The organism is Massilia sp. WG5, assembly GCF_001412595.2.
GTDB lineage: Bacteria > Pseudomonadota > Gammaproteobacteria > Burkholderiales > Burkholderiaceae_D > Telluria.
Map to the genome: position 1 here is coordinate 3,349,289 of NZ_CP012640.2, position 25,343 is coordinate 3,374,631.

Genomic DNA, 25,343 nt, shown 5'->3' on the forward strand with positions numbered 1-25,343 from the left:
ACGCGATGCCCCAGATCGACAGCAAACTCAACCCGCGCGGCGAGGATTTCAAGACCAATGCCGCAGCCATGCAAGCCCTGGTCGACGACCTGCGCGCCAAAGTCGCGCTGGTGGCCAAGGGCGGTGGCGAAGCGGCCAGCAGCAAACACGTCGCCCGCGGCAAGCTGCTGCCGCGCGACCGCGTGCAGATGCTGCTCGATCCGGGCACGCCCTTCCTCGAGTTCTCCCAGCTGGCGGCATACGAGATGTATGAGGGCGCCGCCCCCGCGGCCGGCATCATCACCGGCATCGGCAGGGTCAGCGGCCAGGAATGCGTGATCGTCTGTAACGACGCCACCGTCAAGGGCGGCACCTATTACCCGATGACGGTGAAAAAACACCTGCGCGCCCAGGAGATCGCCGAGCAGAACAAGCTGCCCTGCATCTACCTGGTCGATTCCGGCGGCGCCAACCTGCCGAACCAGGACGACGTGTTCCCCGACCGCGACCACTTCGGCCGCATTTTCTACAACCAGGCCAACCTGTCCGCCAAGGGCATCCCGCAGATCGCCGTGGTGATGGGTTCCTGCACCGCCGGCGGCGCCTACGTGCCGGCGATGAGCGACGAATCGATCATCGTGAAGGACCAGGGCACGATCTTCCTGGGCGGCCCGCCGCTGGTGAAGGCCGCGACCGGCGAAGTGGTCAGCGCCGAAGACCTGGGCGGCGGCGACGTCCACACGCGGCTGTCGGGCGTGGCCGACCACCTGGCGCAGAACGACACCCACGCGCTGGCGCTGGCCCGCACCATCGTCTCGAACCTGAACCGCGTGAAGCCACAACAAGGCGCGCTGCGTGAAGCACAAGAGCCGAAGTACGCCCGCGAAGAGCTGTACGGCGTGATCCCGGTGGACACCCGCAAACCCTTCGACGTGCGCGAGGTGATCGCCCGCATCGTCGACGGCAGCGAGTTCGACGAGTTCAAGGCCAGGTACGGCACCACCCTCGTCTGCGGCTTCGCCCACATCTTCGGCATGAAGGTCGGCATCATCGCGAATAACGGCATCCTGTTCTCGGAGTCGGCGCTGAAGGGCACCCACTTCATCGAGCTGTGCTGCCAGCGCAAGATCCCGCTGGTGTTCCTGCAAAATATCACCGGCTTCATGGTCGGCCGCAAGTACGAGAACGAAGGCATCGCCCGCAACGGCGCCAAGATGGTCACCGCCGTGGCGACCGCCGCGGTGCCGAAGTTCACCGTGATCATCGGCGGCTCCTTCGGCGCCGGCAACTACGGCATGTGCGGCCGCGCCTTCTCGCCGCGCTTCCTGTGGATGTGGCCGAACGCGCGCATCTCGGTGATGGGCGGCGACCAGGCCGCATCCGTGCTGGCCACCGTCAAGCGCGACGGCATCGAAGCCAGGGGCGGCCAGTGGTCGCCGGAAGAGGAAGCCGCGTTCAAGCAGCCGATCAAGGACCAGTACGAGCACCAGGGCCACCCCTATTTCGCCAGCGCGCGCCTGTGGGACGACGGCGTCATCGATCCAGCCGACACGCGCATGGTGCTGGGCCTGGGCCTGTCCGCCGCGCTGAACGCACCGATCGAAGACACGAAGTTCGGCGTATTCAGGATGTAAGGGGAGAGAACATGGATACCTACGACACCCTCGAGATCACCGTTGCTGACAAGGTCGCGACCATCACCCTGAACCGTCCGGACGTGCGCAACGCCTTCAACGAGACCGCCATCGCCGACCTGACGATGGCCTTCGACGAAGCCGGCCAGGACGCGGACATCCGCGCCATCGTGCTGGCCGCGAACGGCCCGGCCTTCTGCGCCGGCGCCGACCTGAACTGGATGAAGAAGATGGCCGGCTACTCGTTCGAAGAGAACGAAGCCGACGCCCTGCGCCTGGCCGACATGCTGCGCACCATCTACTTCAGCCCGAAGCCGGTGGTGGCCAAGGTCCAGGGCGCCTGCTACGCCGGCGGCATGGGCCTGGTGGCGGCCTGCGACATCGTGGTCGCCGCCGAAGGCGTGAACTTCTGCCTGTCCGAAGTGAAGCTGGGCCTGATCCCCGCCACGATTTCCCCCTACGTCATCAAGGCGATGGGCGACCAGGCGTCGCGCCGCTACTTCCTGACCGCCGAGCGCTTCGACGCCGGTTGCGCGCAGCGCCTCGGCCTGGCGCATGAAGTCGTCCCGAGCGAAGAGCTGGACGCGACCGTCGCCGGCATCGTCAAGGCGCTGGTGAACAACAGCCCGAACGCCGTGCGCGAAGCGAAGAAGCTGGTGCGCGACATCGCCGGGCTGCCGATCGACGACGTGCTGCTGGCCGATACCGCCGGCCGCATCGCGCATATCCGTGCATCCGCCGAGGGACGCGAAGGGGTCGCGTCCTTCCTCGAAAAACGCAAACCCTCCTGGTTAACCAGTTAAGCATTTAGGAAGCCATCTTGAACCGTAACACCTCGTCCGACTGGATCGCGCGCAGCCTGCGCAGCGTCTGGCACCCATGCACGCAGATGCAGCACCACGAAGAGGTGCCGCTGATCGCCGTCAGCCACGCCAAGGGGCCGTGGCTCTACGACCATGAAGGCCGGCGCTACCTGGACGGCATCAGCTCGTGGTGGGTCAACCTGTTCGGCCACGCCAACCCGCGCATCAACGCCGCGCTGAAGGACCAGCTGGACAAGCTGGAACATGCGATGCTGGCCGGTTTCACCCACGAGCCGGTGATCGAGCTGTCCGAGCAGCTGGCCGCCCTCACCGGCCATGCGCTGGGCCACGCCTTCTATGCCTCCGACGGCGCATCGGCGGTCGAGATCGCGCTCAAGATGAGCTTCCACTACTGGCGCAACGCCGGTTTCCCGAACAAGCAGGAGTTCGTCTGCCTGCAGGGCTCCTACCACGGCGAGACCATCGGCGCGCTGGCCGTCACCGACGTCGCCCTGTTCAAGGACGCCTACGGCCCGCTGCTGCGCGCTTCCCGCACCGTGGCCTCGCCGGACGCCCGCAATGCCGTCGACGGCGAGTCGGCCCAGGACGTGGCGCGCCGTGCGATCAAGGACGTCGAAACCCTGTTCGCGGAAGAGGGAGAGAAGATCGCCGCCATCATCGTCGAGCCGCTGGTACAGTGCGCGACCGGCATGGCGATGCATGACCCGCTCTACCTGCAGCGCCTGCGCGAGCTGTGCGACAAGTACCACGTGCACCTGATCGCCGACGAGATCGCGGTCGGCTGCGGCCGCACCGGCACCTTCTTCGCCTGCGAGCAAGCCGCCATCTGGCCGGACTTCCTCTGCCTGTCGAAGGGGATCAGCGGCGGCTACCTTCCGCTGTCGCTGGTGCTCAGCACCGACAAGATCTACGAAGCCTTCTACAGCCAGGACATCACGCGCGGCTTCCTGCACTCGCACTCCTACACCGGCAACGCCCTGGCCTGCCGCGCGGCGCTGGCGACGCTGCAGATCTTCCAGGAAGACGACGTGCTGGCCAGGAACCGCGAAACGGCCACCCGCCTGATGCTGGAAATGGCCCCGCTGCTCGAGCACGAACGCGTGACCGGCTTCCGCCAGCGTGGCATGATCCTGGCCTTCGACGCCGTCGAGCCGGATGCGAAGCGCGCCTCGACCTTCGCCCGCCGCTTCTTCACGACCGCGGTCGAGAACGAGCTGCTGCTGCGCCCGATCGGCCGCACCGTCTACCTGATGCCGCCGTATGTGCTCGACGAAGAAGAAATCGCCGGGCTGGCCGCGCGCACCCGCATCGTGTTCGAGAAGGTGATCGCGGAATGAGCACTGACCTGATCGCGGGCCTCGAGCGGCAGCTGGACGCGCTGGCTGACCAAAGCCTGACGCGGCGCCGGCGCACCGCCGACACGGCCTGCGCGCCGCACCAGGTGGTCGACGGCCGATCGATGCTGGCCTTCTGCAGCAACGACTACCTCGGCCTGGCCTCGCATCCGCGCGTGATCGCGGCCCTGCGCGAAGGCGCGGAACTGTACGGCGCCGGCAGCGGCGCTTCGCACCTGGTGTCCGGTCACAGCCGCGCGCACGCGCTGCTGGAAGAAAGGCTGGCCGCATTCGAAGCGCCGCACCTGGTCGACGCGAAGGCGCTGTACTTCTGCACCGGCTACATGGCCAACCTCGCCGTCCTGACCGCACTGGGCAGCGATCCGGACGCCATGATCTTCTCGGAGGCGCTGAACCATGCCTCGCTGATCGATGGCGCCCGCCTGGCGCGCGCCGGCGTGACGGTCTATCCGCATGGCGATGTGGCGACTCTGGAAGCGAAGCTCGCAGCCAGCAACGCCACCACGAAAATCGTCGTCACCGACAGCGTGTTCAGCATGGACGGCGACCTGGCGCCGCTGCCGGAACTGCTGGCCCTGTGCGAACGCCATGGCGCCTGGCTGGTGGTCGACGATGCCCACGGCTTCGGCGTGCTGGGAGCGCACGGCCGTGGCGCGCTCGAGCATTTCAAGCTGCGCTCGCCCAACCTGGTCTACGTCGGCACGCTCGGCAAGGCCGCCGGCGTGGGCGGCGCGTTTATCGCGGCGCATGCCGCGGTGATCGAACTGATGATCCAGCGCGCCCGCCCCTACATCTACACGACGGCGGCCCCGCCCGCGCTGGCGCATGCGCTGCTGGCCAGCCTCGACATCATCGAGGGCGAGGAAGGCGCGCAGCGCCGCACGCAGCTGAACGGGCTCATCGCGCAGCTCGACGGCGAACTGCGGCTGCAGCGCTGGCAGCGTCCCCTTTCGCACACGGCGATCCAGCCGATCGTCATCGGCGCCAACGAGGAAGCGCTGCGCGTCGCAGGCCGCCTGCACGCGCAGGGCCTGTGGGTGCCGGCGATCCGGCCGCCGACCGTGGCCGTGGGCACGGCGCGCCTGCGCGTGACCCTGTGTGCCGCGCATACCGAACACGACGTGGCGCGGCTGGCCACGACACTCAACAAGCTTGAAACCGAGCAGCTGGAAAGGACCGCACCATGACTATCAACGATCTCGAACAACCGGGTGGCGAACCCGTCGGCGGCGCGCCTGCCCTGCCCGAGGTCGGCTTTGCCGAGCCGGCGCCGGCCAGCGCCCCGGCCGTCGCCACCGTGCCCGCCCCTCTGGCGGCTGAAGGCGTGCCGACCCGCTTCGCCTGCTTCGTGACCGGCACCGATACCGAGATCGGCAAGACCCTCATCTCGGCCGCGATCCTGCACAAGCTGGTGCAGCACGGCCAGCGCGCCTGCGGCATGAAGCCGATCGCGGCCGGGGCCGAAGAGCGCGACGGCGAGCTCCACAACGAGGATGCCGCGATGCTGCGCGCCGCCGGCAACGTGAACCTGCCGCAGCACATCACCACGCCCTTCATGCTGCGCGAACCCTGCGCCCCGCACATCGCGGCCGCGCTGGAAGGCGTGACCATCGAGCCGGTGCCGATCCTGACCGCCTATGCCGAGATCCTGGGCGCGTCCGACGCCACCGTGGTCGAGGGCGTGGGCGGCTTCTGCGTGCCCTTCTCCGACGATTTCGACAGCGCCGACATGGCGGTGCAGCTCGGCCTGCCGGTGATCCTGGTGGTCGGCCTGCGCCTGGGCTGCATCAACCACGCCCTGCTCACCGCCGAGGCGGTCATCTCGCGCGGCCTGGTGCTGGCGGGCTGGGTCGCCAACCAGGTCGACCCCGACATGCGCTTCGCCGACGAGAACGTGGCGGCACTCGAACAGCGCATGCCCGCGCCCCTGCTGGGACGCGTGCCGCGCCTGGACCAAGCCTCGGCTGCCGCTGCGGCAGCCTATATCGAGCTCGCGGGCGTGCCGGGATGGCCGTCACGCGCAGCCTGAATCAAAAACCAGGATTTCAAGAGGAACCAAGCATGACCCAAATCGTAACCCTCCACCCGCCCGCCACCCCGGCTTCGCTGCCGAAAGACGCCACCTGGCCCCTGGCCGAAGTGCTGGCCCTGTTCGAACTGCCGCTGCCGGAGCTGATGTTCCGCGCCAGCCAGGCGCACCGCGCCAACTTCCCCGACGGCGACGTCGAACTGGCGACTCTTCTCTCGATCAAGACCGGCGGCTGCGAGGAAGATTGCGGCTACTGCCCGCAGGCCGCGCGCTACGATACCGGCGTCGAAGCGAAAAAAATCCTCGAACTGGACACGGTGCTGGCCGCAGCAAGCGAGGCCAAGGCCAAGGGCGCGACCCGCTTCTGCATGGGCGCCGCCTGGCGCAGCCCGAAGGAGCGCGACATGGAGAAGGTCGAGGCGATGGTGCGCGGCGTGAAGGCGCTGGGCATGGAAACCTGCGCCACCCTCGGCATGCTGGAAGAGGGACAGGCCGAGCAGCTGAAGCAGGCCGGCCTCGACTACTACAACCACAACATCGACACGTCGCCGGACTTCTATGGCGACGTGATCTCGACCCGTGAATACAACGACCGCCTCGACACCCTGGGCCGCGTGCGCAGCGCCGGCCTGAAGATCTGCTGCGGCGGCATCGTCGGCATGGGCGAAACCCGCTCCCAGCGCGCCGGCCTGATCGCCCAGCTGGCCAACATGAACCCGTATCCGGAATCGGTGCCGATCAACCACCTGGTGCAGGTCGAAGGCACGCCGCTGCATGGCCTGCCGCCGCTGGATCCGATCGAATTCGTGCGTACCATCGCCGTGGCCCGCATCACCATGCCGAAGGCGCGCGTGCGCCTGTCGGCGGGCCGCCGCGAGCTGGGCGAAGCGGTGCAGGCGATGTGCTTCATGGCCGGCGCCAACTCGATCTTCTACGGCGACAAGCTGCTCACCACCGACAACCCGGAAGCGGATGACGACCGCAAGCTGCTGGAGAAGCTGGGCCTCAAGACCCGCTCGGCGACGCTGGAGTCGGTGCAGAAGGAAAGCTGCGGGTGCTGAGGTCCGCTACCTAAGCCCGTCGTCCCGCGCACTTAAGCCGTCGCCCCGGCGCACTTAACCCGTCGCCCCCGCGAAGGCGGGGGTCCAGGTTTTTCGACTGGGCCAGGAACTTGGGTCCCCGCCTTCGCGGGGACGACGTAACAATATTCATATAACAGACGAGACACCACATGTTCACCAAGATCCTCATCGCCAATCGTGGCGAAATCGCCTGCCGTGTCGCCGCCACTGCGCGCCGCATGGGTATCCGTACCGTTGCCGTTTATTCGGAAGCCGACGCCGGCGCGAAGCACGTCGCGGTCTGCGATGAAGCGGTCTTGATCGGCCCGGCCGCGGCCAAGGACAGCTACCTGCGCGGCGACAAGATCATCGAGGTCGCGAAGGCCACCGGCGCCCAGGCGATTCACCCGGGCTACGGCTTCCTGTCCGAGAACGCGGACTTCGCCGAAGCCGTCGATGCGGCCGGTATGGTCTTCATCGGCCCGACCGGCTCCTCGATGCGGGCGATGGGATCGAAGTCGGCGGCGAAGCAGCTGATGGAGCAAGCCAGGGTGCCGCTGGTGCCGGGCTACCACGGCGACGACCAGGATCCGGAACTGCTGCAGAGCGAAGCCAATCGCATCGGCTATCCGGTGCTGCTGAAGGCCAGCGCCGGCGGCGGCGGCAAGGGCATGCGTGTGGTGGAGCGTTCGGAGGATTTCCAGGCGGCGCTGGCGTCCTGCAAGCGCGAGGCGATTTCGTCCTTCGGCGACGACAAGGTGCTGGTCGAAAAATACCTGACCCGTCCGCGCCACATCGAGATCCAGGTGTTCGCGGACAAGCTCGGCAACTGCGTCTACCTGCACGAGCGCGACTGCTCGGTGCAGCGCCGCCACCAGAAGGTGCTGGAAGAAGCGCCCGCGCCCGGCATGAGCGCCGAGCGCCGCGCCGCGATGGGCGAAGCGGCAGTGGCGGCCGCGCGCGCGGTGGATTACGTCGGCGCCGGCACGGTGGAGTTCATCGCCAACCAGGACGGCTCCTTCTACTTCATGGAGATGAACACGCGCCTGCAGGTCGAGCATCCGGTCACCGAGATGATCACCGGGACCGACCTGGTCGAATGGCAGTTGCGCGTGGCGGCCGGCCAGCCGCTGCCGAAGCAGCAGCATGAACTCACGATCAACGGCCACGCGATCGAGGCGCGCGTCTACGCCGAGAATCCGGAAAAGGGCTTCCTGCCCTCGATCGGCACGCTGCGCTTCATGGACGTGCCTTCGCACGCAGCCTTCGAGCTGGGCGGTACTGTCAATGCGCCGGCCGGCGTGCGCATCGATTCGGGCGTGCGCGAGGGCGATGCGATTTCTCCGTTCTACGACCCGATGATCGCCAAGCTGATCGTGTGGGGCGCGGACCGCAGCCAGGCGCTGTCGCGCATGGCGCAGGCGCTGTCCGAGTTCCACATCGTCGGCCTGGCCACCAATATCGCTTTCCTGATGCGCCTGGTGGAAGGCCAGGCCTTCTCCAGCGCCGATCTCGACACCGGCCTGATCGAGCGCAACAACGCGGCCCTGTTCCCGCCGGCGGGTCCGGCGCCGAAAGCTGCGCTGGCCCTCGCGGCCGTGGCGCTGGCGGATGCCGAACAGGCCTTGTCGGTATCGGGCAACCCGGCCGACCCGTGGACCAGCACCCACGGCTGGCGCATGAACGGCACCTATCGCCGCCAGCTCGCCTTCGGCGACGAATACAGCGCGGGCCTGGAGGCCAAGACCTACAAGGCCGGCCTGGCCTACCACCCGCACGGCTGGGTGCTGGAACTGGACGGCGCGGCGCACCCGCTGGCGCTGGCGGGCAAGCGCGGTGGCGAGTACGCGATCCGTCTCGACGGCACGGCCCTGCACGGCACCGTGCGCCGCGACGGCGAATTGCTGCACGTGTTCACGGGCGGCGCCCACTACGCGCTGCAGTACGCCGATCCGATGGCGCACGCCGGCGAACACGAAGCCCTGGGGGGCCGCCTGACCGCGCCGATGCCGGGCAAGGTTGTGGCCGTGATCGCGAAAGACGGCCAGCTTGTGAAGAAGGGCGAGCCGCTGGTGATCATGGAAGCGATGAAGATGGAGCACACGATCGCCGCGCCGAGCGACGGCCTGGTCGAGGAGATCCTGTACCAGGTCGGCGACCAGGTGGCCGACGGCGCGCCGCTGCTGGCCTTCAAGGCGGCAGCCTAAGGAGGCGCCCATGCGCATTCTCTTATACCGCGGCGATGGCGTGATCGAACCGTGGGCGCGCGATTTCGCGAAGGCGCTGCCGCAGGCCGAGACGGTCGTGTGGCAGGAGCGGCTGGCGCTGCTGCCGTGCGACTATGCGGTCCTGTGGGCGCCGGAGCCCGCCCTGCTCGAGCAGCTGGCGCACGTCAAGGCGATCTTCCTGATGGGCGCGGGCGTCGACGCCATCCTGAAATTCGGCGATGCGCTGCCCGACGTGCCGGTGATCCGCCTCGGCGACGCCGGCATGGGCGAACAGATGGCGGAATACGTGGCGTATGCCGTGCTGCGCTACTTCCGCCGCTTCGACGAATACGAACAGCAGGCGCACCTCGGCGTTTGGAATCCGCTCGCCCCGCGTCAAAAACAGGCGTTCACGGTCGGCGTGCTCGGGCTGGGCAAGCTCGGGATCCCGGTGGTGAAGGCGCTGCACCAGCTCGGCTTTCCGGTGCGCGGCTGGAGCCGCACGGCCAAGGCCCTGCCGGGCGTGGACTGCTACGCCGGCATGGCATCGCTCGGCGACTTCCTGGCCGGTACGCGCGTGCTGGTCTGCATGCTGCCGCTCACGCCGGAAACGACCAACCTGCTCGACCGCGCGTGCCTGTCGCAGCTGCCCGAGGGCGCCTACCTGATCAACGTCGCGCGCGGCGCCCAGGTCGCCGAACCGGACCTGATGTCGCTGATCCGCGCCGGCCACATCGCGGGCGCCACGCTGGACGTGTTCCGCAACGAACCGCTGCCGGCGCCGCATCCGTTCTGGAACGAACCGCGCATCACCATCACGCCGCACATCTCGGCGCTCACGGTGCGCGAGGAAGCCGTGCGCCAGATCGCGCACAAGATCACGCTGCTGGAACAGGGCGAAGAGATCGCCGATATCGTTGACCGCAACCTGGGATACTGAAATGAATACTCTGCCAAAACACGTCAAGATCGTCGAAGTCGGCCCGCGCGACGGGCTGCAGAACGAGAAGGAGAATGTCTCCGCCGCCGTGAAAATCGAGCTGGTCGACCGCCTGTCGCGCGCCGGCTTCGCGAATATCGAGGCGGCGTCCTTCGTTTCGCCGAAATGGGTGCCGCAGATGGCGACCAGTACCGAGGTCATGGCCGGCATCACGCGCCGTCCGGGCGCGATCTATTCGGCGCTGACGCCGAACATGCAGGGTTTCGAGGCGGCGCTGGCGGCGAAGGCCGATGAAGTCGTGATCTTCGGCTCGGCCTCGGAAGCCTTCTCGCAGAAGAACATCAACTGCTCGATCGCCGAATCGATCGCACGCTTCGAGACGGTGGCGAAGGCGGCCAAGCAGCACGGCCTGCGCCTGCGCGGCAGCATCAGCTGCTCCTTCGGCTGCCCTTACCAGGGTGAGGTGCCGCTCGAGGCCGTGGCCGACGTGGTGGCGCGCATGCGCGACCTGGGCTGCGACGAGATCGACATCGCCGACACGATCGGCGTGTCGACCCCGAAAAAAACCCAGGCGGTGATGGAGACCGCGGCGCGCGCCTTCCGGCTGGACGGCATCTCCGGCCACTTCCACGATACCTACGGCCAGGCGCTGGCGAACATCTACGCCAGCCTGGAAACGGGCGTGGCGATCTTCCACTCGTCGGTGTCGGGCCTGGGCGGCTGCCCGTATGCGAAGGGTGCGACCGGCAACGTCGCCACCGAAGACGTGCTGTACATGATGAACGGCCTGGGCATCGACACCGGCATCGACCTCGACCAGGTGGTGGAGGCAGGCCACTTCATTTCGCAGCATCTGGGCCGCAAGGGCGTGAGCCGGGCCGGCAATGCCTTGCTGGCGAAACGCGCAGGCTGATTGGCGTGGTGGTGGGCACGGGTGCCCGCCCTACGTACACGCAATGCTACGGCGCGGAAATGAAAAAGGCCGACGATTACTCGTCGGCCTTTTCGTTATACTGGTCGGAGTACAAGGATTCGAACCTTGGACCCTCTGGTCCCAAACCAGATGCGCTACCGGGCTGCGCTACACTCCGAAGACAGCCATCATAACGTGCCGCGCCGGTTCCGGTCAAGGAAAGCGCCAGTAATGCTGTGCGAAAGTGCGCGCGTGAGGCTTTCCGGCACAAAAATCGATGGGAGTCCGCCATGACCGCCATGATCGACCATGTCCCGAACCCGGGCGCCGCCGTCCTTCCCGACCGCAAGCAGATGACGCGCGTGACGGCGGGCATTGCCATTTCGCTGGCCGTGCACGCGCTGTTGTTATCCAGCTATCGCCGGCCGCAGGCGCCCGCCTTGCCCCCGCGCGCCAGCGAGCCGCTCACCGTGCGCCTGCGGGCGGCGCCGGCGCCTCCACCCGTGGTCGAACCCGCAAAGCCGGCCTTGCGGCCGAAGGCGGAACCTCAGCCGGCGCCGCGCGCGCACGCGCCGCGCCGCATCATCGCCGTGCCGCCGAAAACCGCGCCGGCCGCCGAGGACAGGCTCAAGGTCGAACCGCAGCCCGCCGCGCCGCCCGCGGAGGCAGCGCCGGCCGCGGCCCCGCACTTCGACCTGGACGCCGCCCGCAGCGTCGCACGCCAGGTGGCGAACGAGCCGGATCCGGCCAAGGCGGGAACGGCGCTGGAACGCCTGCCCCCGCCGCCTTTGCAGACCGAGAGCAAACTGGAACGGGGAATCAAGGCGGCCAAGCGGCCGCTTTGCAAGGATGGGGTGCCGGGCGGGCTGCTGGCGCCGATTTTCCTGGCGATGGATAAGAAGGATGGGGGGTGCAAGTGGTAGGCCGTCAGGCCTCGCCCTTGATCTGCAAGGCCCGCTCATACAGCGCATTCTTCTTGCGCCCCGTGATCTGCGCCGTCAGGTTCGCCGCCTGCTTCACCGAACACTCCGCCAGTAAAATCTGCAGGATCCGCTCCGCTTCCGCATCGCCTTCGTCGCCGGCTTGCGGCGCGCCTTCGACCAGGACCACGAATTCGCCGCGCTCGCGGTGCTGGTCGGCCTTGACCCAGGCCAGCGCCTCGCTCAACGCGCAGCGGTGGATTTCTTCGAACATCTTGGTCAGCTCGCGCGCGAACACGACCTGGCGGGTCGGCTCGAACACGCTGGCCAGGGCTTCCACGCAGTCGATGATGCGGTGCGGGGCCTCGTAGATCACGAGGGTCGAGGCGACCGTCTTGAGCTGGGCCAGCTCGGTTTCGCGCTGTTTCGATTTGGCCGGCAAAAAGCCGACGAAATGGAAGCGGTCGTTTACCAGGCCGCTGGCCGACAGCGCCGTGACCGCCGCCGAGGCGCCGGGCACCGGCACCACGTTCAAGCCGGCCTTGCGCACCGCATCGACGATGCGGGCGCCGGGGTCGGACACGGCCGGCGTGCCGGCGTCCGAGACCAGCGCCACGCGCTCGCCCGCGTGCAGGCGCTGCACCAGCTTCTCGGCCGCCTCGCGCTCGTTGTGCTGGTGGGCCGCCACCATCTGCTTGTTCAGGCCGAAGCGCGTCAGCAGCGCGCCGGTCTTGCGCGTGTCCTCGCAGGCGACGACGTCGGCGATCATCAGGACGTGCAGGGCGCGCAGGGTAATATCGGTGACATTGCCGATCGGTGTGGCCACCACATACAGCGTTGCGGTAGGATAGGACTGCTGGGCTGCCTCGCCCAGGACGGGCAAGTTGGCGATCTGGCTGGACTGGGTGGAAGTCATGTGGGGATCGAATGCTGATTAAAAATCTCAAAGCGCTATGCGCGGGCCTGGGTGTCGTGCTGCTGGCCGGCTGCAGTACGGTAAGCCTCGACGAGCCGCAGGGATTGTGCGCGCCCGGGGGCGCAAACACAAGTCCCCGCTCGGGCGACTACGCCTGTCCGGAGCCGGCGCCGGCGCCCCGCTACGTGCCGCCGGCGCGCGACCCGGCGCCCGAATCCGCTCCCGAACCTGCGCCCTTCCAGACCCGGCCGATCCAGCTGCCGGGCCAGGCCGCGGACCAGCCGCGCCCCGGCGCCGGCGCCGGAAACGCCGGCGCGGTGCGCCTCGCCCTGCTGCTGCCGATGAATTCCTCCTCGCTGGGCGGCGCCGCCGATGCCGTGCGCGCCGGCTTCATGGCCAGCGTCGAACGCGACGGCGCCGGTGTCGACGTCGAACTCGTCCCCACCAGCGACAGCACCGACGATGCGCTCGCGTCCTATTCCCGGGCCGCCGCGTCCCACGACGTGGTGGTCGGCCCGCTGGCCCGCCCTGCCGTCAGCGCGCTGGTGGCGAGCGGCGCACTGGGCCGCCCGACCGTTGCCCTGAACCATCCCGACCCGCGCGGTAATTTGCCGCGTGGCATGGTCGTGGCCGGCCTCTCGATCGAAGACGAAGCGCGCCAGGCCGCCGACTGGGCGGCGCGCGAGCATCCGCACGGCCGGGTGCTGATCCTCACCAGCAATGCCGCCTGGGCCCAGCGCGCGGCGGCCGCCTTCGAAGCACGCTGGAACGAACTCGGCCATACTGGCCAGCGCTTCGCCCTGCCCTCGTCCGGGGGGCGGGTCGATCCCGCCGCCATGGGCGAACTGAAGATGCGGCTCGACGTCGATCCGCCCGAGCTGCTGTTCGGCGCCCTCGACGTGGTCGAGCTGCGCCAGGTGCGCGCCCAGACCGGCACCGCCATCCCCTGCTACGTCGGCAGCGCCGGCAACCCGGGCCGCACGCCCGGCATGGGCCTGCCGGAACTGGACGGCCTGCGCGTGGTCGACCTGCCCTGGGTGGTGCGGCCGGACAATCGCGCGGTGATGATGTATCCGCGTCCGCTCGAGACCGAACAGTCGCTCACCATGACCCGCCTGTACGCGCTCGGCATCGACGCCTTCCTGGTCGCGCGCGAACTGGCCCTGCGTCCGGGCAGCGCCTTCGTCATCGATGGCGTCACCGGCCACCTCGAAGTCGGCCGCGACGGCGTCCTGCGCCGCCGCGAAGCCATGGCGGTCTACCGCGACGGCAACTTCGAACCCGTCGACGCGAGTCCCTGAGATGTGGCCGGCCCGCCTGTCGCAGAAGCAGGAACAGGGTCGGAAAGGGGAAGAATCAGCGCAGGCGTATCTTCAACGCCACGGTTTGGTGCTGATCGAAGCAAACTTCCGGTGTAAATTGGGCGAGATCGATCTCGTCATGCGCGAAGGCGAAACCCTGGTCTTCATCGAAGTGCGCCAGCGCGCCGACCGTTCCCGCGGCGGCGCCGCCGCCAGCATCACCCCGGCGAAGATCCGCCGCATCCTGCGCGCCGCCCAGGTCTACCTGCAGCGTTTCCAGCGCCTGCCGCCCTGCCGCATCGATGTCGTCGCGATCGACGGCGGCCAGCTCGAGTGGATACGGAACGCCATCGAGTCCTACTGAAGTGTAAGCATTTTTTACCCCACTTGCGCGGTAGACGTTGCCGCTGCACTATAATCTTCGACCATGAATACTCAACGCATCCTCGCTCATTTCCAGGAAAGCGCCGAACTCAAGCTGAAGTCGGGCCAGCTGCTGGCACAACCCATTTCCCAGGCCATCGAACTGATGTTCAATGCCCTGTCCAACGGCAACAAGATCCTGGCATGCGGCAACGGCGGTTCGGCCGGCGACTCGCAGCACTTTGCCGCCGAACTGGTCGGCCGCTTCGAGCGCGAGCGTTTTCCGCTGCCCGCGATCTCGCTGAGCACCGACACCTCGATCATCACCGCGGTCGGCAACGACTACAGCTTCAACGAGATCTTCAGCAAGCAGGTGCAGGCCTTCGGCCAGGCCGGCGACATCCTGCTGGCGATCTCGACCTCCGGCAATTCCGCCAACGTGCTGGCGGCGGCTGAAGCCGCGCTCGAGCGCGAGATGCGCGTGGTCGCGCTGACCGGCAAGGATGGCGGCAAGCTGGGCAAGCTGCTGACCGAGGCCGATGTCCATATCAACGTGCCGCACGCACGTACCGCGCGCATCCAGGAAGTGCACCTGGTGGCGATCCACAGTATCTGCGACGGCCTGGACGTCGCCCTGTTCGGAGAAGAAGATGCAAGTTAAGAAAGTCGTCCTGACCGCCGCCGTACTCGCTTCCCTGATGGCATCCCTGCAAGGTTGCGTGGCCGTGGTGGCCGGCGGCATGGTCGCGGGCGCAATGGCGACCTCCGACCGCCGCACCCTGGGCGCCCAGACCGAAGACAAGGCGATCGCCGTGAAGGCCGATACCCATCTGCCGCAGATCGTCGGCGATGCCGGCCACGTCAACGTCAACAGCTACAACCGCAAGGTGCTGCTGACCGGCGAAGTGCGCGACGAGGAAATGAAGCGCGCCGTCGAGAACGAGGTGCGCAGCATCACCAATGTCGACAACGTGATGAACGAGCTGGTCGTCGCCGGTCCGTCGAGCTACACCTCGCGTTCGAGCGACGCCCTGATCACCAGCAAGGTCAAGCTCAGCCTGGCCGACAAGAAGACGGTGTCCGCGAATTCCTTCAAGGTCGTGACCGAGCGCGGCACTGTCTACCTGATGGGCCTGGTGACCCAGCGCGAAGGCAATATCGCGGCCCAGGTGGCGCAAGGCGTGTCCGGCGTGATGCGCGTGGTTAAGATGTTCGAATACATCAGCGAAGAAGACCTGCGCGCGATGCAGCCGCAGCAGCCGCCGCAGGCTTCCCAGTAAGCATCATTCCGAGCGTCTAACAAGACTTCAGGGCAAGGCGCATGGTCGAAGACAGTACGCCAGTACGCCAGTACGGCGAGACAATGCAACGCCGCCATGGAGTCTTGTGAGGCGCTCGGCGCCGGGACTCTTCGGCAAGGAAAGGGTGGCAGGCCTATAATGAACTGTCGCCCGATCACGGATGAGATGACCCCATGACCGCTTCCACCTCCCACCGCTCCTGGATCAAGCCGGCCGCCATCGGCGCCGCCGTGCTTGCGATCGCCGGCATCGGCTTCGCCACGCTCAGCCAGCAGCCGAGCGCGCCCGACGTCACCTTCATCAGCATCGACGGCAAGAAGATCAGCTCGCAGGACTTGCGCGGCAAGGTCGTGATGGTCAATTTCTGGGCCACGTCCTGCGCCACCTGCGTGAAGGAAATGCCGCAGATGGTCGAGACCTACAACAAGTTCCGCCAGCAGGGCCTGGAATTCGTTGCCGTCGCGATGAGCTACGATCCGCCGAACTATGTGCTGAACTACGCCGAGACCCGCAAGCTGCCGTTCAAGGTCGCGCTCGATTCGGGCGGCGACCTGGCCAAGCAGTTCGGCGACGTGGCCATGACCCCGACCACCTTCGTGATCGGCAAGGACGGCAAGATCCTCAAGCGCTACCTGGGCGAGCCGGATTTCGCCTCCCTGCACGCCTTGCTGCAGAAGTCGCTGAGCGCAAGCTGAGCCGCGTTTTGACGCTCCCGCGCACACCTGAGCTCCCGCAAGTCCTGCCTGTCTGCTTGGCCCAAGCTTGACGCGTCCGCTGGCAAAGGAGATTTACATGCGCAATTTGTCCAAGTCCTCCCTCCTGCTCCCGCTCCTGCTGGCGGGCTGCACGAGCGCCGACCCGGGACTGCGCGACACCGTCATCCTGCATTACCAGCACGTCGCGAACGTGCACCGGATCGACTTCAGGACGCCGGTGCCGCTGCGGCGCGACGATGCCATCCATTTCGTGCAGCCGCTCGAATCGCGCGGCTTCTGGGCCGTGTTCGTGCTGTGCAGCGTGGACGTCACCAATCCCGCCGTGCCGGCCTTCTATTACGACGTCGACCGTTTCCGCGTGCAGTTCGGCGGCCGGCGCTTCGGCCCGCTGCGCCCCTACACGCTGCGGCTCGACGACACGATCGACCTGAACACGCGTACCGACACCGGCGCCATCGTCGACGCCATCGCGGCGGAGATCCACGAAGGCCCGCCCAGCCAGGTGTTCCGCCACGGCTTCTACCCGAATCTCGACTACCGCTTCGCGATCTACGTGTCGCAGGACCTGTCCGATTACGCGGGCGAGGAATTGCCCTTGTCCTACGTGGGCGGCCACACCCGGGTGCTGGGCAATGGCACGCCGCCGTCCGACATCCCGGTGGCGGGCGCGAACGGCACCGGGATCACGGCGCGCTGCCGGCCTTGAGGTAAGCTGTCTCCATCGACACCTGGAGGAGACGAGATGAGCGCAGCAGACAACATCCTGACGGTCGAGCAGGCCTACCGGGCCATGCTGGTCTTTCTCGAACGCGAGGTCGAGCTGACCGAATCCAGCGACCTGGCCGACCTGGTCAGCGAATACAAGCTCGGGGCGGACGGGCACAGCCGGGATCCGGCGATCTGGGAAGAGTGGCTGGAGGCGGTGGCGAAGGCCAGGACGGCTTGATTTTCGCTGCCCCCGCGCTTCACTCCGTCGTCCCCGCGCAGGCGGGACGACGCTTGCAAACTACCACCGCCCTTTTTCTTTCTTCGACTGCCGCTTGCGCGCCGCCGCATTCTGCTGCTGCAGCAAGGAATCGACCCGTTCGGACGCCTCGCGCGCCAGTTGCTGGGCCAGCTCGATGCTGGGGAAGAAATCCGGCATCCGGTAACCCAGCCAGGCATAGGCCGAGTACATGCGGCAGGTGTCCTCGACTTCCTGCAGGTTTTGCCAGAACAGCGACTGCGGATGCGGCTCCAGCTTGCTGATCCGTCTTTTCGCCAATGACTGCGCCCAGTGGCTCCAGGCGCTTTCCAGCGTCGGCACCCTGGTCGAGATCGGCACCAGCGACATCGTGAACTTCTCGGCCACGCTCAGGTCGAGGGTATCGAGCCACTCGGCGCGCTCGTTCTGCTCCTCCGTGATGCGCGGATAGAAAAAACCGTCCGGCACGTCGATGTTGTGCACGAAGCGGCGCAGCAGCTTCACCAGGGAGGTCTCGCCGGTCACCGAGGCGATCCGGTGTAATTGTTCGAGCGAAGGCGCGACCGCGAAACCGCTGGCCGGCACCGGCGGGATCTTTTCCTTCATCAGCGCGCGCATGATGTCGTGGGTATCGTCGTCGTAGCCGGCGACAAAGCCCTCCTCGTGCACCCCGTAGCGCCCTGCCCGTCCGGCGATCTGCCTGGCCAGCGCGGCCGAGATCTCTTCCTCCTCGACGCCGTTGTATTTCACCGCCGTGGTCATCACGATGCGCTGGATCGGCATGTTCAGGCCCATCGCCAGGGCGTCGGTGCCGACCACGATGTCGGCCTGGCCCTCGCGGAAGCGCTCGGCCTGGGCACGCCGCACTTCCGGCGACAGGTTGCCGTAGACGGTGGCCACCGACAGGCCGGTTTCCGTGATCATGTCGCGCCACATCAGCACGTCGCGCCGCGAAAAGGCGATCACGGCGTCGCCGCGTTTCAGGTTGCGGATCTTGCGCACGGCGCTGGGCTCCATCGACAGCGGCGCCTTTCTCTTGAGCACGTGGACTTCGAGCGGACACTCCAGCCGTTCGGCCAGCGCCTCGATCGCGCGCCGCGCTTCCGGCGCCCCGACCAGGTAGACGACGGACGCCGGCGCACCGCACACGGCCGCGGTCCAGGCGGCGCCGCGGTCGCGGTCGGCCAGCATCTGGATCTCGTCGATCACCGCCACCTCGACCTTCGTTTTGGTATCGAGCATCTCGACGGTGCTGGCGACGTGGGTCGCGTTCTCGGCCAGGCGCCGCTCCTCGCCCGTGACCAGGCTGACGGCCAGCGGCGCGCCGTCTTCGCGGACGACGCCTTGCAGGCGCTCGTAGTTTTCCAGCGCCAGCAGGCGCAGCGGGGCCAGGTAGACGCCGCTTTCGGCCTGGGCCAGGTGCTCCATCGCGCGGTGGGTCTTGCCGGAGTTGGTCGGCCCCAGCAGGGCGACGAAGCGGCGCGCCATCTTGCTGGCGACCTCGAAGGAGCCGGGGTACTCCGCCAGGTTGATGCTTTCCTTGGTGCGCGCGGCGTGACGCTCTTCCTGGTCGCGCTCGATGGCGTGGTCGAGGCGCTGGTGGATGCGCTCGAACACATATTCGGCCGGCTCGGCCGTTTCCAGTTCTTCCAGCACATGCAGGAACAACATGGGATCGAAGCCGGCCTCGTCGCACTGGTCGGCGATGTCGCGCACGAATTCCTCGACTTCCTGGTTCAGGTCGTCGATGGCGTCGCGGGTGGCGCGTTCCTCGATGAGTTCGCGCCGCGTGCCGAGCTCCATCTTGCGCCATTTGCTCGGCTTGGCCAGCACGCCGCGCGCCGGCACCAGGCGGTAGTCGACGTGCAGGCCGTCGACACGCACCGCGCCGGAAAAGCGCAGGAAGACGCGGCCTTCCATCTTGACCAGTTCGGCGCCGCGCTCATGCAGCTTCAGTTCGCGCTCGAGGAAGGCGTCGTCGTCCTGGGTGTCGTTGTCGTTCTCGGGATAACGGGAATGGTGTTGGCTCATGTTCTTGTGTGCACGGGCTGAGGTCTTGCCAATATAGCGCGACAGGCGCGCGGGCTACGTTCGGCAAGCCACGTGCGGGATCAATCGGTAAAAAAGCGGTGGGCGGAGGCGCCCACCCTACGGAATTCGATCCGGTAGGGTGGGCGGCCTCCGCCCACCATGTGCTGCTGGTCGAGGAAAGGCTGGCTTACGCAGCCACGCCCGCCTCGTGCGCCTGCTGGTCCGCATGGTACGAGGAACGCACCATCGCGCCCACGGCCGCGTGCACGAAGCCCATCTCGTAGGCCTTCTCTTCGAACATTTTGAAGGTGTCCGGGTGCACGTAGCGGCGCACCGGCAGGTGCGAGTTCGACGGCGCCAGGTACTGGCCGATGGTCAGCATGTCGATGTTGTGCTCGCGCATGTCGCGCATGACTTCGAGGATTTCCTCGTCGGTCTCGCCCAGGCCCACCATCAGGCCGGACTTGGTCACGGCGTTCGGGTACTTGGCCTTGAAATCGCGCAGCAGTTCCAGCGAGTGCTTGTAGTCGGCGCCCGGACGGGCTTCCTTGTACAGGCGCGGCACGGTTTCCAGGTTGTGGTTCATCACGTCCGGCAGGCCGTCGGCAAAGATGTTCAGGGCCTTTTCCAGGCGGCCGCGGAAGTCCGGCACCAGCACTTCGATCTTGGTGTTCGGGCTCAATGCGCGGGTTTTCTGGATGCACTCGACGAAGTGGCCGGCGCCGCCGTCACGCAGGTCGTCGCGGTCGACCGAGGTAATCACTACGTAGGACAGGCGCAGGTCGGCGATGGTCTTGGCCAGGTTGCCCGGCTCGTTCACGTCCAGCGGATCCGGACGGCCGTGGCCGACGTCGCAGAACGGGCAGCGGCGGGTGCACTTGTCGCCCATGATCATGAAGGTCGCGGTGCCCTTGCCGAAGCATTCGCCGATGTTCGGGCAGCTCGCTTCTTCGCACACCGTCACCAGGTTGTTGGCGCGCAGGATGTCCTTGATCTCGTAGAAGCGCGAGGAGGCGGTGGCGGCTTTTACGCGAATCCAGTCCGGCTTCTTCAGGCGCTCGTGCTGCTCGACCGGCACGATCTTGATCGGGATGCGCGACGTCTTGCTCGCGCCTTTTTGCTTTTCGCTGGCATTGTAGGCAGCTGCTGCGGCGGTGCCGGTATCGATTTCGGAAGTCATTGGCTCTTGCCCCGGTAGGGTTTCAGTTAGTTTGCGACAGGTTGTTGGCCAGCGCCCGGGCGAGGGCCTGCTGCACATCGTGCAACGGCGCTTCGACGCCCATGGTGCGCATGTCCACTGTGGCCAGCCCGGAATAGCCGCACGGGTTGATCCAGGTGAAGGGAGACAGATCCATCGCCACGTTCAGCGAGACGCCGTGGTAGGTGCAGCCGTTGCCGCGCACCTTCAGGCCGAGGGCGGCGATCTTGGCGCCCTTGCGCGGGCCGTCGGCGATGTAGATGCCGGGCGCGCCTTCGACGCGTTCACCCGCCAGATTATACGCCGCCAGCACGTCGATGACTGCCTGCTCGATCTTGTGGACGAACTGGCGGGCATACAGCTTGCCGCCCGGCTTGTTGCGGCGCAGGTCCATCAGCAGGTAGATCACGACCTGGCCGGGACCGTGGTAGGTCACCTCGCCGCCGCGGTCGGTCTGCACCACGGGAATGTCGTGCGGGTTCAGGACGTGGCTACGGTCGGCGCCGAGGCCGAGCGTGTACACCGGCGGGTGCTCGACGATCCAGAATTCGTCGGAGGTGTCGGGCGTGCGCGCGTCCGTGAAGGCACGCATGGCGGCAAAGACGGTGTCGTAGTCGGCGCGGCCAAGCTCACGGATGAGCGGCGCGGCGGTGCTGGTCACTGGCATGGAAGCTGTGGGAACAGAAATGGAATGCCTCGACATTATAAGCCAGGCTCATGTCCCGTGCCCGCAGGCCCTCCATGCCTGTTGTTCAGAGCACGACTTTGACCATCGGGTGCGAGGACAGCTCGCTGTACAGCTTGTCCAGCATCTCGCGGCTGGTGGCGCGGACGATCACGGTCAGGCCGGTGTAGTTGCCCTTGGCGGAAGGACGCACTTCCATCTTGCCTTCGTGGAAACTCGGGTCGTGCAGGACGATGAGCTCGAGGATGGTCGTGGCGAACTCCTCATGCGTCGCGCCCATCACCTTGATCGGAAAATCGCTGGGGTATTCGATGAGGGATTCTTTCGGGTCCATGGCCACTCCTGTAAAACCAGCATTGTAGCCAAAGTCCCCGGATCGCGCCGGGCGAGGCCGGCCGCGATCCGGAACCGCAGGCAAAACGGCTCAGCGCTCCTGCTGGCGGGCGTGCTCGTCGCCGCGCTTGCGTTCCTCGGCGCGGGCGGGCGCCGGATGTGCCGGTGCGCTGGCCTGGGGCGGCGGCGGCGCAGGACGGGCCACCGGCGGCGCCGAGGCGACCGCAGCCGGGGCGGGCGCCGGCGGAGGCGGTGGCGGCGGCGGCGCCACGCGCTGCGGTGCAGGCTGCGGCGCCGTCATGACGGCGGCGTGCTGGACCGGTGCGGGCGGCGCCGCCATCGACACCGGCGCCGGGCGGCGCTCCTGGCGCTCCTGGCGCTCACCCTCGTCGCGGCGTTCGCGGCGCGGGTCGATGCCTTCATGGCCATTGCGGCCGTCGCGGTGCTCACGGCCATCGCGGCGCTCCGCATCCCAGTCGCGGCGCTCCTGGCGCTCCTGGCGCGGCGGCGGGGCGCCGGGCAGCAGGGACGGATCGTGGAACACGGGCGCGCTGCTGGTCAGCGGCTGCGGCGTCGACGGCATGTGCGGCGTCGGCGACACCACTGGCTGGGCCTGGGTCGGCTGGTGCGGCGTCGGGCTCACCACGCCCTGCGGGCGGACCGGCGCCGCCATCGGCACCGTACCGGGCGCCTGCTGCTGTTGCACAATGACCGGCTGCGGCCGCGGCCCCTGGCGCACGAAGCCGTCGCGCTCGGCGCGCGCGGTCTCGATGCGGTCCGGGCGGCCCGGTCCGCCGTTGCGGTCGTGCTCGCGGTCGCCATTGCGGTCCACGCGCTGCGCCTCGAAACGGTCGGGGCGGCCCGCTCCGCGGTCGTGCTCGCGGTCGTGGTCACGGTCGGCGACGTTGCCGCGGTGCGGCCGGTTCGGCGGCGCGGGCGGCGCGCTGGTCGCCGGAATATTCATGTTCTGGCCGTTATGCACCAGCGCCGGCGGCACGGTGGCGATCGGCGCCTTCCGCACGTTGACCCGGCCGCCGGCGCCGAAGCGGTCCTGCGGCACCACGGTCAAGCCCTGCGGACGGTAGTCGCGCCCGCGCTGCGGGGTGGTCCGCACGTGGTCGTTCAGCCAGCGCAGGTGATTCTCGGAAGCGTGGTAGGACGGGACGTAGCGGTCGTGCGGCGACAGCGGATACCAGCCGAAGCCGGGACGGCGGCTGCGGTCGCGGAAGGTGAAGTCCCAGCCGCTGCCGCCGACCCAGCCGACCAGCGCCGGCGCCCACACCGCGTGTTCGACGCGGCTGCCGGGCGCCCAGGCCCAGCGGCGGTTGACGTAGACCCAGCGGCCGTAGTGGAAGGGCGCATAGCCCCAGGGCGCGTTGTCGACCCAGGTCCAGCCCCAGGGCTCGATCCAGGTCCAGCTGCCGTCGCGGTAAGGCACCCAGTCGGCGGCGACGGCGGGCATCCACAGCGGGCCGTATTCGCTGTCGGTGCGCCAGCTGCCGTAGCGGTCCAGGTCTTCGTAGCCGGTCATCTCGGTGGTGACGTAGCGCCGCGAGGCCGCGTTGTCCTCGATCCGGTCACGCGAGAACGACCAGCTGTCGAAGGCATCCTGCTGGGCATTCGCGGTGCGCATGTCGTCGTCGGTGACCTCGAGGCGCTTGCCGGCGCGGACCGTCAGCTGGGAGCCGCCGGCATCGACCAGGGCGGCGCCGTCGAACACATTGACGGCGCTGGTGTCGCGCAGGCGCTCGGCGTCGATGCGCACCCTGCCCGGCTGCTGCAGGCGCACGCGCGCCTGCGGGGTGAGCAGCTCGAAGCCGCGCAGCACGTCCGCGTTCACGATGCGCACGCTGGCGCTGCCGTAGTACAGGCGCAGGCGGATGCTGTCGTCGTCCAGCTCGGTGACTTCGAGCGAGGAATCGCCGTCCAGGCGGATCGAAGTGGAGCCGATGCGCAGTTCGGTGCGGCTGCCTGCGGCGGTGGTGAGCATGGTGCCCGAGGTGACCGGCCAGTTGACCTGGGCCGGGGTCATTTCGGCGCCGACCTCGCCGCCGATGCTGACCCGGCCCTGGGTGAGCGCGACGCGGCCGACGCGGGCCGGCGGATCGTCCGCCGCCACGGCCAGCGCGGACAGGGTGGCGAAGGCCAGCAGCATGGCCGACTTCAGGATCGGGTTCGACATGGCAGTCTCCAGCGTGGATTGTTTGTTATTCGTTATACCCGCTTACAACGCACGAGCGCGCGGACGGACGACGCCCGTTACAAATCGTTGCGAAATAGTTATTTCACCAGCATGGATCAGGTGTGGCGCTTCACCAAGAAGAGCAGGCAACCCATCACCATCAGCACCCCGCCAAAGAAACGGTTTTGCATCCTGACCGCGTGCTCGTCGCGGAAGAAGCGCTGCATCGACGAGGCGAGGAAAGCATAGCCATGCATCACGGTGGTGTCGATGGTCACCATGGTCCCGCCCAGGATCGCCAGCTGCAGCAGCATCGAGCCGTCCTTGGAAATGAACTGGGGCAGCACCGCGACCATGAAGATGATCCCTTTCGGGTTGGTGGCGTTGGTGAGAAAACCGGTCAGCACGCGCCGGCCGAAAGAGGGATGGGCTTCCAGGCCGGCGGTCGGCACGCCGCTCGCCTTGGCTTTCGAGCGCCACTGGCCGATGCCCAGCCAGATCAGGTACAGCGCGCCGGCGATCTTGACGGCGGTGAAGACGGCGCTGGAGGCCAGCACCAGCGAACCGACGCCGGCGCCGGCGATGACCAGCACCAGGATCAGGCCCAGCTGCAATCCCAGCACGGTCGCGCTGGCCTTCTTGAGGCCGTACGCCAGGCCGTGCGACATCGACAGCACGGCGCCCGAACCGGGCGAAAGGGCGATCAGGACGCCGGCGATGACGAACGCGATCCAGGTGGAGAATGGCATGCTGGGATGACGGTAAAGGAAGGAGAGAGGGAATGCGGAATCGGGAACGGCCGGGCTGGGCGCGCAGCGACCGGCATGACGCCGGACTGCGGCCCGCCGGGGGACAGCTTACTTCTTCTTCGGGTTGACGGCAGCCTTCAGGGTGGCGCCGGCAGCGAAGCGCGGGGTCTTCGACGCAGCGATCTTGATCACTTCGCCGGTAGCCGGGTTGCGGCCTTTGCGGGCAGCGCGCTTGGTGACCGAGAACGTGCCGAAGCCGGTGATACCGACCGTGTCGCCCTTCTTCAGGCGCTCGGTGATGATGTCGATGATGGTGTTCACTGCCTCGTTGGCAGCGGCACCGGACAGCTCGGTACGCTTCGCAAATTCAGCGATCAGTTCGCCTTTTTTCATAAATCCTCCGGGTTGAAAGAGCCGGAAGATTAGCATAATTAATTGCCATATGTAATGTCCTCGACAAGGCGTACGCTGGCCGTACGCCCTGTCGCAACAGGCTTCCTGCGTTTTGGCAGGGTCAGGCGGGGGATGCGCTGGCCTCCTGCACAGCCAGTCGGGTGCGCAGGGCGGCGTTGATCAGTGTCTGGTAACCGGTGCCGGTGCGCTCGGCGCGCAGGCGGAATTCGTCCAGCACCTCGTCGTCGAGGTAGATGGTGATGCGGGTCTTGCGCTTGGGCGGACGGGCGCGGCGGCGCGGTGCGACCGGCAGGTCGAGCGTGGCGAAACTGGCGAGCGTAGTGGTCAT

26 protein-coding genes and 1 tRNA gene are annotated in these 25,343 nt (G+C 67.5%); 17 read left to right on the plus strand and 10 right to left on the minus strand.

Features of this window, described 5'->3' with window-relative positions:
* Nucleotides 1-5: 5 nt before the first annotated feature.
* The 9 genes from AM586_RS14910 (at nt 6) to AM586_RS14950 (ending at nt 10,942) form a co-directional block, all read left to right on the plus strand.
* Nucleotides 6-1,613, plus strand: a complete 1,608-nt coding sequence (locus tag AM586_RS14910; RefSeq protein ID WP_060566567.1) for a carboxyl transferase domain-containing protein — start codon at nt 6-8, stop codon at nt 1,611-1,613.
* Nucleotides 1,614-1,624: 11 nt separating this feature from the next.
* Nucleotides 1,625-2,416, plus strand: a complete 792-nt coding sequence (locus AM586_RS14915; RefSeq protein ID WP_060566569.1) for an enoyl-CoA hydratase/isomerase family protein — start codon at nt 1,625-1,627, stop codon at nt 2,414-2,416.
* A 17-nt stretch (nt 2,417-2,433) separates the two neighbouring features.
* Nucleotides 2,434-3,774, plus strand: coding sequence for an adenosylmethionine--8-amino-7-oxononanoate transaminase (bioA, locus tag AM586_RS14920; protein WP_060566571.1), 1,341 nt, complete (start codon nt 2,434-2,436; stop codon nt 3,772-3,774).
* Nucleotides 3,771-4,979: an 8-amino-7-oxononanoate synthase gene (bioF, locus tag AM586_RS14925; protein WP_060566574.1), complete on the plus strand. Its 1,209-nt coding sequence runs from the start codon at nt 3,771-3,773 to the stop codon at nt 4,977-4,979. The genes bioA and bioF overlap by 4 nt, the downstream gene beginning before the upstream one ends.
* Nucleotides 4,976-5,821: a dethiobiotin synthase gene (bioD, locus tag AM586_RS14930; protein ID WP_082439353.1), complete on the plus strand. Its 846-nt coding sequence runs from the start codon at nt 4,976-4,978 to the stop codon at nt 5,819-5,821. Before bioF ends, bioD begins: the two co-directional genes overlap by 4 nt.
* Nucleotides 5,822-5,853: 32 nt before the next feature.
* Entirely contained in the window at nt 5,854-6,882 is a 1,029-nt protein-coding gene (bioB, locus tag AM586_RS14935) for a biotin synthase BioB (protein WP_060566576.1), read from the plus strand.
* Between the two features lie 170 nt (nt 6,883-7,052).
* A complete protein-coding gene (locus AM586_RS14940) occupies nt 7,053-9,089 on the plus strand; it encodes an acetyl/propionyl/methylcrotonyl-CoA carboxylase subunit alpha (protein WP_047826515.1) in 2,037 nt (678 codons plus the stop codon).
* Between the two features lie 10 nt (nt 9,090-9,099).
* Nucleotides 9,100-10,029 carry a glyoxylate/hydroxypyruvate reductase A gene (locus tag AM586_RS14945; RefSeq protein WP_047826514.1) on the plus strand — a complete coding sequence of 310 codons (930 nt, stop codon included), beginning with the start codon at nt 9,100-9,102 and terminating at the stop codon, nt 10,027-10,029.
* A gap of 1 nt (nt 10,030) precedes the next feature.
* Nucleotides 10,031-10,942, plus strand: coding sequence for a hydroxymethylglutaryl-CoA lyase (locus tag AM586_RS14950; protein WP_047826513.1), 912 nt, complete (start codon nt 10,031-10,033; stop codon nt 10,940-10,942).
* Nucleotides 10,943-11,043: 101 nt separating this feature from the next.
* Here AM586_RS14950 and AM586_RS14955 read toward each other — a convergent pair.
* A tRNA-Pro gene (locus tag AM586_RS14955) sits at nt 11,044-11,120 on the minus strand.
* A 112-nt stretch (nt 11,121-11,232) separates the two neighbouring features.
* Here AM586_RS14955 and AM586_RS14960 point away from each other — a divergent pair.
* Nucleotides 11,233-11,865: a hypothetical protein gene (locus AM586_RS14960; protein WP_047826512.1), complete on the plus strand. Its 633-nt coding sequence runs from the start codon at nt 11,233-11,235 to the stop codon at nt 11,863-11,865.
* A 4-nt stretch (nt 11,866-11,869) separates the two neighbouring features.
* On the opposite strand, the gene rsmI is transcribed toward AM586_RS14960, so the two are convergent.
* Nucleotides 11,870-12,778 carry a 16S rRNA (cytidine(1402)-2'-O)-methyltransferase gene (gene rsmI, locus AM586_RS14965; RefSeq protein WP_047826511.1) on the minus strand — a complete coding sequence of 303 codons (909 nt, stop codon included), beginning with the start codon at nt 12,776-12,778 and terminating at the stop codon, nt 11,870-11,872.
* An 11-nt stretch (nt 12,779-12,789) separates the two neighbouring features.
* On the opposite strand from rsmI, the gene AM586_RS14970 reads away from it, so the two are divergent.
* From AM586_RS14970 to AM586_RS15000, 7 genes are all read left to right on the plus strand, one after another.
* Nucleotides 12,790-14,079 (plus strand): penicillin-binding protein activator, encoded by a 1,290-nt coding sequence (locus AM586_RS14970; protein WP_047826510.1) that lies wholly within the window; start codon nt 12,790-12,792, stop codon nt 14,077-14,079.
* 1 nt (nt 14,080) lies between these two features.
* On the plus strand, nt 14,081-14,443 hold the full coding sequence (locus AM586_RS14975) for a YraN family protein (RefSeq protein WP_047826509.1): 363 nt from the start codon (nt 14,081-14,083) through the stop codon (nt 14,441-14,443).
* Between the two features lie 63 nt (nt 14,444-14,506).
* Entirely contained in the window at nt 14,507-15,103 is a 597-nt protein-coding gene (locus tag AM586_RS14980) for a phosphoheptose isomerase (RefSeq protein ID WP_047826508.1), read from the plus strand.
* Nucleotides 15,093-15,722, plus strand: a complete 630-nt coding sequence (locus AM586_RS14985) for a BON domain-containing protein (RefSeq protein ID WP_047826507.1) — start codon at nt 15,093-15,095, stop codon at nt 15,720-15,722. Before AM586_RS14980 ends, AM586_RS14985 begins: the two co-directional genes overlap by 11 nt.
* Before the next feature lie 194 nt (nt 15,723-15,916).
* Nucleotides 15,917-16,438: a peroxiredoxin gene (locus AM586_RS14990; RefSeq protein WP_047826506.1), complete on the plus strand. Its 522-nt coding sequence runs from the start codon at nt 15,917-15,919 to the stop codon at nt 16,436-16,438.
* Nucleotides 16,439-16,535: 97 nt separating this feature from the next.
* A complete protein-coding gene (locus AM586_RS14995) occupies nt 16,536-17,165 on the plus strand; it encodes a hypothetical protein (RefSeq protein ID WP_047826505.1) in 630 nt (209 codons plus the stop codon).
* Nucleotides 17,166-17,201: 36 nt separating this feature from the next.
* The gene (locus tag AM586_RS15000; protein WP_047826504.1) at nt 17,202-17,405 is read left to right on the plus strand and encodes a hypothetical protein; all 204 of its coding nucleotides are present in this window, start codon (nt 17,202-17,204) and stop codon (nt 17,403-17,405) included.
* 60 nt (nt 17,406-17,465) lie between these two features.
* On the opposite strand, the gene AM586_RS15005 is transcribed toward AM586_RS15000, so the two are convergent.
* The 8 genes from AM586_RS15005 to AM586_RS15040 all read right to left on the minus strand — a co-directional run bounded on the left by AM586_RS15005 (nt 17,466) and on the right by AM586_RS15040 (nt 25,343).
* A complete protein-coding gene (locus AM586_RS15005) occupies nt 17,466-19,454 on the minus strand; it encodes a helicase-related protein (protein ID WP_047826503.1) in 1,989 nt (662 codons plus the stop codon).
* A 187-nt stretch (nt 19,455-19,641) separates the two neighbouring features.
* On the minus strand, nt 19,642-20,634 hold the full coding sequence (lipA, locus tag AM586_RS15010) for a lipoyl synthase (protein ID WP_047826173.1): 993 nt from the start codon (nt 20,632-20,634) through the stop codon (nt 19,642-19,644).
* 22 nt (nt 20,635-20,656) lie between these two features.
* Nucleotides 20,657-21,319 (minus strand): lipoyl(octanoyl) transferase LipB, encoded by a 663-nt coding sequence (lipB, locus tag AM586_RS15015; protein WP_047826172.1) that lies wholly within the window; start codon nt 21,317-21,319, stop codon nt 20,657-20,659.
* An 85-nt stretch (nt 21,320-21,404) separates the two neighbouring features.
* Nucleotides 21,405-21,677: a DUF493 family protein gene (locus AM586_RS15020; RefSeq protein WP_257791518.1), complete on the minus strand. Its 273-nt coding sequence runs from the start codon at nt 21,675-21,677 to the stop codon at nt 21,405-21,407.
* 84 nt (nt 21,678-21,761) lie between these two features.
* Nucleotides 21,762-23,852: a DUF6600 domain-containing protein gene (locus AM586_RS15025; protein WP_060566577.1), complete on the minus strand. Its 2,091-nt coding sequence runs from the start codon at nt 23,850-23,852 to the stop codon at nt 21,762-21,764.
* Between the two features lie 116 nt (nt 23,853-23,968).
* Nucleotides 23,969-24,601, minus strand: a complete 633-nt coding sequence (locus AM586_RS15030) for a LysE family transporter (protein WP_047826170.1) — start codon at nt 24,599-24,601, stop codon at nt 23,969-23,971.
* A gap of 108 nt (nt 24,602-24,709) precedes the next feature.
* Nucleotides 24,710-24,994, minus strand: coding sequence for an HU family DNA-binding protein (locus AM586_RS15035; RefSeq protein ID WP_047826169.1), 285 nt, complete (start codon nt 24,992-24,994; stop codon nt 24,710-24,712).
* Between the two features lie 121 nt (nt 24,995-25,115).
* Nucleotides 25,116-25,343 (minus strand): BrnA antitoxin family protein, encoded by a 228-nt coding sequence (locus AM586_RS15040; protein WP_082439354.1) that lies wholly within the window; start codon nt 25,341-25,343, stop codon nt 25,116-25,118.